This window comes from Croceicoccus bisphenolivorans (genome assembly GCF_001634625.1).
Classification (GTDB): Bacteria; Pseudomonadota; Alphaproteobacteria; order Sphingomonadales; family Sphingomonadaceae; genus Croceicoccus; species Croceicoccus bisphenolivorans.
Window position 1 is genome coordinate 148,917 of the sequence record NZ_LRSE01000009.1, and the last position, 7,287, is coordinate 156,203.

The 7,287-nt window shown below is 61.7% G+C and carries 8 protein-coding genes; 2 read left to right on the top strand and 6 right to left on the bottom strand.

What is annotated here, in order from left to right; translation table 11 throughout:
* Nucleotides 1-62 precede the first annotated feature (62 nt).
* Nucleotides 63-545: a GAF domain-containing protein gene (locus tag A7A77_RS11570; protein WP_066558041.1), complete on the top strand. Its 483-nt coding sequence runs from the start codon at nt 63-65 to the stop codon at nt 543-545.
* On the opposite strand, the gene A7A77_RS11575 is transcribed toward A7A77_RS11570, so the two are convergent.
* The 6 genes from A7A77_RS11575 to A7A77_RS11600 form a co-directional block, all read right to left on the bottom strand.
* Nucleotides 542-1,498 carry a ParB/RepB/Spo0J family partition protein gene (locus A7A77_RS11575; protein WP_066558044.1) on the bottom strand — a complete coding sequence of 319 codons (957 nt, stop codon included), beginning with the start codon at nt 1,496-1,498 and terminating at the stop codon, nt 542-544. The genes A7A77_RS11570 and A7A77_RS11575 overlap by 4 nt on opposite strands.
* Nucleotides 1,495-2,268 (bottom strand): ParA family protein, encoded by a 774-nt coding sequence (locus A7A77_RS11580; protein WP_066558050.1) that lies wholly within the window; start codon nt 2,266-2,268, stop codon nt 1,495-1,497. Before A7A77_RS11580 ends, A7A77_RS11575 begins: the two co-directional genes overlap by 4 nt.
* Before the next feature lie 18 nt (nt 2,269-2,286).
* A complete protein-coding gene (rsmG, locus tag A7A77_RS11585; protein WP_082836079.1) occupies nt 2,287-2,931 on the bottom strand; it encodes a 16S rRNA (guanine(527)-N(7))-methyltransferase RsmG in 645 nt (214 codons plus the stop codon).
* On the bottom strand, nt 2,928-4,787 hold the full coding sequence (gene mnmG / locus A7A77_RS11590) for a tRNA uridine-5-carboxymethylaminomethyl(34) synthesis enzyme MnmG (RefSeq protein ID WP_066558052.1): 1,860 nt from the start codon (nt 4,785-4,787) through the stop codon (nt 2,928-2,930). The genes rsmG and mnmG overlap by 4 nt, the downstream gene beginning before the upstream one ends.
* A 75-nt stretch (nt 4,788-4,862) precedes the next feature.
* Nucleotides 4,863-6,146, bottom strand: a complete 1,284-nt coding sequence (gene mnmE / locus A7A77_RS11595; protein ID WP_066558060.1) for a tRNA uridine-5-carboxymethylaminomethyl(34) synthesis GTPase MnmE — start codon at nt 6,144-6,146, stop codon at nt 4,863-4,865.
* 43 nt (nt 6,147-6,189) lie between these two features.
* Entirely contained in the window at nt 6,190-6,441 is a 252-nt protein-coding gene (locus A7A77_RS11600) for a DUF6489 family protein (RefSeq protein ID WP_066558063.1), read from the bottom strand.
* 135 nt (nt 6,442-6,576) lie between these two features.
* On the opposite strand from A7A77_RS11600, the gene A7A77_RS11605 reads away from it, so the two are divergent.
* Complete coding sequence (locus A7A77_RS11605; RefSeq protein WP_066558066.1) at nt 6,577-7,275, top strand: dienelactone hydrolase family protein; 699 nt, start codon at nt 6,577-6,579, stop codon at nt 7,273-7,275.
* Nucleotides 7,276-7,287 lie beyond the last annotated feature (12 nt).

Here is a 7,287-nt window from a genome sequence, read left to right on the forward strand (position 1 = left end):
GATAGGCGGCACGCGCAATGCGGGCAATGGCGCATCTGGCGATGGGCCGCTAAGGCGGCGAAATGTACGATTTCACGCCCGCAGACCCAAACGACAAGCCGGCCCTCTATCGCGATCTGGCCGATGCCGTGGCCGCTATCACGCTGGGGGAACCTGATGCAGTGGCCAACATGGCGAACTGCGCAGCGCTGATGGGCGAATTCCTGCCGGATCTGAACTGGGCCGGTTTCTACCGCGTGATCGATGGCGAGCTGGTGCTTGGCCCGTTCGTGGGCCGCCCCGCCTGCATCCGCATCCCCTTCGGCAAGGGCGTATGCGGCACGGCTGCGGCAGAGGCACGCACCATGCTGGTCGACGACGTGCACACTTTCCCCGGCCATATCGCCTGCGACGCGGCCAGCCGTTCGGAACTGGTCGTGCCGGTGCTGAAGGACGGCGCGGTCATCGCGGTCATCGATCTGGACAGCCCCAGCCCCGCCCGTTTCGACGAAATTGACCGCGAGGGCGTGGAAACGATTGCGCGGATACTGGCGGAACTGTTCTAGATCTCGCCGCCGGAAAGGCGCTGGCAAACAAGGTCTAGCTGGTCCAGCGTCTTGTAACCCACGATCACCTGGCCCGATGTCGGATCGGCATCCACCTTGATCTGCACCGGCAGGCCCAGAAAATCCTCAAGGTGCTTTTGCACGGCGATGATGTCGGCATTGTCGCCGTCGCGCGGTGGACGCGCGGCGCGGCGCTTGGGCGCATCCTTGGCAGCGGCCTTGCGCACCCGCTTTTCCACGTCACGAACGGACAGCTTCCCGCCAGCGGCCTGTTTTGCGATCTCTTCCGCATCGTCGCAATTGATCAGCGCGCGGGCATGGCCCATCGACAGGTCGCCCTTCTCCACCAATGTCAGCACCGGTTCGGGCAAGCTGAGCAGGCGCATCAGGTTGGCGACGTGGCTGCGCGATTTCTCGACCAGTTCGGCAATATCGGCCTGCGACATGCCGTCGCGCGATGCAAGACGGTTGTAGGCCCGTGCTTCCTCCACGGGATTAAGATCCTCGCGCTGGATATTCTCGATCAGGGCCAGTGCGGTAACGTCGCGGTCGTTCAGATCACGAACAATTGCTGGGATTTCATGGACTTGTGCCTTCTGCGCAGCCCTCCACCGGCGCTCGCCGGCCACCAACTGGTACTTGCCGCCCTCACCCGGACGCACGATGACCGGCTGGATCACGCCGCGCGCCGCGATTGACTTTGCCAGATCCTCCAGCGCACCTTCCTCGAAATGGATGCGCGGGTTTTCCGGGTGCGGCTCGATACTGGAAACGGAAAGCAGGGCCAGCCCTTCCCCGTTCGCCGCAAGGGCGGGAACAGAGGCACCCGTTGGCGCGACCGGTTCTTCGCGCCGTGCATCGCCCAGCAAGGCGCCAAGGCCGCGGCCAAGCGCCGCACGACCCTTGGGCGAAGCCTTGGCGTCAGTCTTTCGGGCGGTGGCGTTCTGGGTCATGCGGCTTTCCTCGTTTCAGGCAGGCGTCCGATCAATTCACGTGCCAGATCCATATAGGCGCGCGAGCCGGTGCAATTATGGTCGTACACGATGGCGGGCATCCCGTGGCTGGGCGCTTCGGACAAGCGGACGTTGCGGGGCACGACCGATTCGAAGACCAACTGGCCAAGGACGTTGCGCACGTCATCCGAAACCTGGTCGGTCAGACGGTTGCGCCGATCGAACATGGTGAGCGCAATCCCCACGATCTCCAGCCGCGGATTGAACCGCTCTTTCACCTGCTCGACCGTGCTGAGAAGCTGGCTCAGTCCTTCCAGCGCGTAGAACTCGCACTGCAAGGGGACGAGCAGGCGATCAGCGGCAGCCAGCGCGTTCAACGTCAACAGGCCGAGTGAAGGCGGGCAATCGATAAAGCAGATGTCGTGGTGTGAATCGGCCAAACCTGCGCGAAGCCGGCCGGTACGGTCGTGCATTTCGACCAGTTCGATTTCTGCACCAGAAAGGTCGACCGTTGCCGGCACGATATCCAGGTCGGGGATCTGGGTCGGGATCACACACTCGTCCAGCGGGATCGCATCGACGAGCAGCTCATAGCTCGACTTGCCACGCTGATCACGCTCGATACCAAGGCCGGTGGAGGCATTGCCCTGCGGGTCGAGATCGACGAGCAGCGTCCTCCATCCGATTGCAGCCATTGCCGTTGCAAGATTGACCGCGCTGGTCGTCTTGCCCACTCCGCCCTTCTGGTTGGCGACTGCGATCGTGATCATGTGCCCTGGAACCTCGCTCTATGTGCGCCCTAGAAGGTTTCCGATAATGATGCCCGATTGCGGATCCGTTACCGACTGTTCCACGTGGAAAAAATGTCGCCATCCCTTCAGCTCTTGCAATTCCTGCGTGGCAGAGCGCCCTTTCGGCAAGACCCATGCGGTGGCTTTTGTGGAAAAGGCGGCGGATAGGTTGAGGAGACGTGGCAATGGCGCGAATGCGCGGGCGCTAATTACATCAAAATTGCGATCCGTCAGCGCCGAAACGTTCTGGGTCAGGATCTCAACATTCCCGAGTCGCATCACATCGCGGGCACGTTCCAGCCACTCCGTGCGCAGCGGTCTTTGCTCCACCAGCGTGAAGCTGACATTCGGCGCGAGGGCTGCACAGACCAGACCGGGAAAACCCGCCCCCGTCCCCATATCCAGCCATGTGGTCGATGTTTCACGTGGAACATGGGTCAGCAACTGGGCACTGTCGACGATGTGGCGGGTCCATGCGAATGGTACGGTACCCTTCGCAATCAGGTTTTGTCGTTCATTCTCGACTGTCAGCGCTTCGAGTAAGAGGCGCAGATTACCTATCTGGGCGTCCGTGACAGACAGGTTGTTATCGAGCCAAGCCAGCGCCCACTGCTCGTCATTGCGATCGAACGGATGGCTCATGCGGCATCCGTTTGGGCGAGACGGCGGGCATGGACAAGAACCGCTGAAAGCGCAGCCGGCGTTATTCCCGGCACACGGCCCGCAGCAGCGAGGCTGTCCGGTCGGGCAGTCGATAGTCGTTCAACCATTTCACGTGAAAGCCCCGGAATGGCCGCATAGGGAAAATCCGGGCGCAAAGCCAAACTCTCGCTCGCCCGCAGATCGCGAAGCTCCGCGTCCTGCCGTGCGAGATAGGGTGCGTATCGGGCATCCTCGATCATCTCTTCGAAAAGATCAGGGTCTTCTTCAGCCAGTGGCGCGGGCACGAGTTCACCGCAAATCGCGGCAACGCTGTCGAAGCGGAGCCAGTCGGACAATTGCGCGGCGGGTAAATCCCGACGCACATCGGCGCCGTTTTCGAGAAGTTGGGCAGGCGTCCACATCGCCTCGAGTTCAGTAGCCAGAGCGGCACGACGCCCTTCCTTCTTCTCGAACCAGTGGAGACGCTCCGGTGTCACACAACCCGTCGCGATTGCCAGCGGGGTCAGACGGCTCGTCGCGTTGCTGGCACGCAACCGCAGCCGATACTCGGCCCGCGCGGTCAGCATGCGATAGGGCTCGCTGACACCGTGCAGCGTCAGATCATCGATCATGACTGCCATGTAACTGTTCGCCCGATCGATGGCCGGTGCCGCCTTGCCGGTCACTGCACAAGCGGCGTTAAGCCCTGCGATCAACCCTTGCGCCGCTGCTTCCTCATAGCCGGTCGTGCCGTTGATCTGTCCTGCGCAGTAGAGACCGGGGATCGCCTGAAGCTCCAACGACCGGTGCAATCCACGTGGATCGACATGGTCGTATTCAACCGCATATCCGGGCACGGCCATGGTGACGTCTTCCAGCCCCTCTATCGATCGCAGCAGGCCTAGCTGAATGTCCGTGGGCAAGGATGTGCTGATCCCGTTGGGATAGACGAGGTGATCGCCCAGCCCTTCCGGTTCGAGGAAGATCTGATGGGAATCGCGATCGGCGAAGCGATGGATCTTGTCTTCGATAGACGGGCAATATCGCGGCCCACGCGCATCGATGGCGCCCGTGAAAAGCGGTGACCGGTCCAGCCCGCTGCGGATAATATCGTGCGTGCGCGGGTTGGTCCGCGTGATGGCACAGAAGATCTGCGGATTGACCCGCTTTCGGTTCATCGCCGACATCGTCCAGCCGTCAGGATCGGACGGCTGTTCTTCCAGCCTGCACCAATCAATGGTGCGGCCATCAAGCCGTGGCGGCGTGCCGGTCTTCAACCGCTGCATCGGTAAAGCCGCCTCCCGCATCTGTGCAGCGAGGCGATGGGCACCGGCTTCACCGATGCGGCCACCCTCCAGTATTTCCTCACCCCGGAACAGACGTCCGCCAAGGAATGTGCCGGTACACAGCACCACCGCAGGCGCAAGAAGCGTTTCCCCGTCAGCAAGGACCACGCCCTGCACGCATCCGCCAGCCAGCTTCAGCGCGGCAACTTCACCTTCAATCTGATCAAGGCCATCCTGCGCAGCCAGCATCGCCTGAATCGCGGCAAGGAACAGTCGACGATCCGCTTGGACACGAGGGCCGTGAACCGCGCTACCCTTCGAACGGTTGAGCATCCTGTAATGAATTGCCGCTGCGTCAGCTGCACGAGCGATCAAACCATCGAACGCATCCACTTCACGAACTAGGTGCCCCTTCCCCAATCCACCGATTGCGGGATTGCAGGACATTGCGCCGGTGCGCGATTTGTCGAACGTGACGAGTGCCGTCCGCGCGCCAGTACGCGCAGCAGCAGCAGCAGCTTCGCAACCGGCATGACCGGCTCCGACCACGATGACATCGTATTCACGCATGATGGGCGCTGTAATGCCTCACCGGATTGAGGTCAAAATGTTCGCTCAAGACTGTAAGATGTTCCACGTGGAACATCACTTGCCGATACAGAACCGCCCGAACAACGCGTCGAGCATGTCCTCCGGTGCTGCACGGCCTGTCAGTCGATCAAATGCTGTCCGCGCGATTCGGAGGTGTTCGGCAACGATCAACGGATCGGAATGCGATCCAATATCACCGAGCGAGTCTCGAGCATCTCGCAACAATTCGGCCTGCCGCCTGGAGACCGCCACCTGACCTGCGCGCGGCATCGACTGCCTTGCATGATTCACCAGCGCTTGCCGTAGATCGCCAATCCCCTCGCCAGACGCAGACGACACACGATAGTGCGGCGCAGCTTTCGGGAAGCGTTCGGCCACATCGATCATCGTCTCTATATCCCACGCCCCCGCCGGCGCTCCACCATCGGGTCCAAGCCACAGAATCAGGTCTGCGCGCTCCAGCTCCGCCTTCGCCCGGTCGATTCCGATGCGTTCGATCACATCGTCGGTTTCATCGCGGATACCCGCAGTATCGGTGAAAACGAAGGGTACCCCCGAAATCGCAACGGGCCGCGAAAGGACATCACGCGTCGTTCCCGCGATCGGGGTCGCAATAGCTGCCTCATATTCAACCAAAGCATTGAAAAGACTGCTTTTCCCTGCATTCGGCGGTCCGGCAATGACAATGCGAAAACCGTCGCGCAAGGTTTCGGCACGGGGCACGGCCAGCCATGCGCCGATCGCTTCGGCAAGTGTTGCACATCGCGCCGTGAAATCTGCGGGCAATTCCGCAACGTCATCCTCGTCCGCGAAATCCAGCGTGGCTTCGACGAAAGCAGCCAGGGCCAGCAATTCTTCCAACCAACGGTTGACCGCGTGCGAAAGCGCACCCTCTGCCAGCGCCTGCGCGTTGCGGCGCTGCAGTTCGGTTTCCGCAGCAAGCAGATCGGCCAGCCCTTCCGCCTCAGCCAGATCCAGCCTTCCGTTGGCGAACGCCCGCCGCGTGAACTCGCCGGCCTCGGCCTTGCGCAGTCTCTCGATCGCGCCAAGCGTACGCTCGACTGCCATGACGACCGCCCTGCCCCCGTGCAGATGCAGCTCGGCACAATCCTCCCCCGTCGCGCTTTGCGGACCGGGCATGAACAGGACCAGAGCCCGATCCAGCACATCACCGGTGGCAGGATCGCGCAAGGTGCGAAGGCGGGCGATGCGCGGTTCCGGCGCAGAACCGGCAATCCGCTCCAGCGCGGAAACACAGGCCGGCCCGCTCAGCCGCACGACGGCGATGGCCGCGGGCGGACTGCCGCTGGACAATGCGAAGATGGTTTCGCCCTTCATCCCGCGCGCACTAGCCTGTCGCGCGGGGCGGCGAAAGCGGGTTCTACTTGTTGTTCGTGGAGCCGAAGGCGGCCTTGGTCCCGCTTTCCATGATCTGCTGGAACATGCGCAGGCCCATCTCTCCCATCGGTGCGAAACCCTTGATCAGGTCCTGCACCTGGTCGAGACTTCCTGCACCCTTCATCGCCTGCACCAGACTGTCGACGTAGACGTCGTTTGCACGGGAAACATCGGGCAGCCCCATGAAGCGCCGCGCCTCTTCCGGCGTGCACTCGATCTCTACATTGACTTTCATCGGCGCATGTTCCCTGATTGCAACGGCCCCTCATCCAGAGGAAACCGATGTGATACCGGTGCGAAGCTGTCACAGCCGCGCTGCAAAGTCCATCATACGCCTGATTCATAACGCGCAATGCAACCGGAGATAGAAATGAGCCTGAACGCCGAAATCAAGACACTGGATGGCAGCGACACGTTCGGAGCCTATGTCGCCCGGCCTTCCGGCACACCGCGTGCGGCCATCATCGTGATGCAAGAGATCTTCGGCGTGAACCCCGGTATCCGCCGGAAATGCGACAAGCTGGCCGAGGCCGGTTACCTCGCCGTTGCGCCTGATCTGTTCTGGTACATGGAACGCCGCGTAGAGCTGGACCCCGATGTCGAGGCCGATATGCAGCGCGCCTTCGATTTCTTCGGCAAGAACGATTGCGACCGTAATATCAAGGATATAGAGGCAACCATCCACTGGATCCGTGGCGAACAGGGCGTCGCGAAAGTCGGGTGCGTTGGCTATTGCCTGGGTGGGCGGCTTGCCTACATGGCAGCTGCACGCACCGATATCGATGCATCGGTCGGCTATTACGGCGTGATGATCGACCAGATGTTGAACGAATCCCACGCCATCGCGCACCCGCTTCTGCTGCACATACCGACTGAAGACCACGTCGTAACGCCCGACGCACAGGCAAAAATGCACGAAGGGCTCGATGATCATCCCAAGGTGACGTTGTACGATTACCAAGGGATCGGCCACGGCTTTGCCACCGAAACCGGCAATCGCCGGAACGAGGAAGGCGCCGTACTGGCAGACAGCCGGACCGCCGCCTTCTTTACCGAAAATCTGGGCTAACCCCCCCCCCCC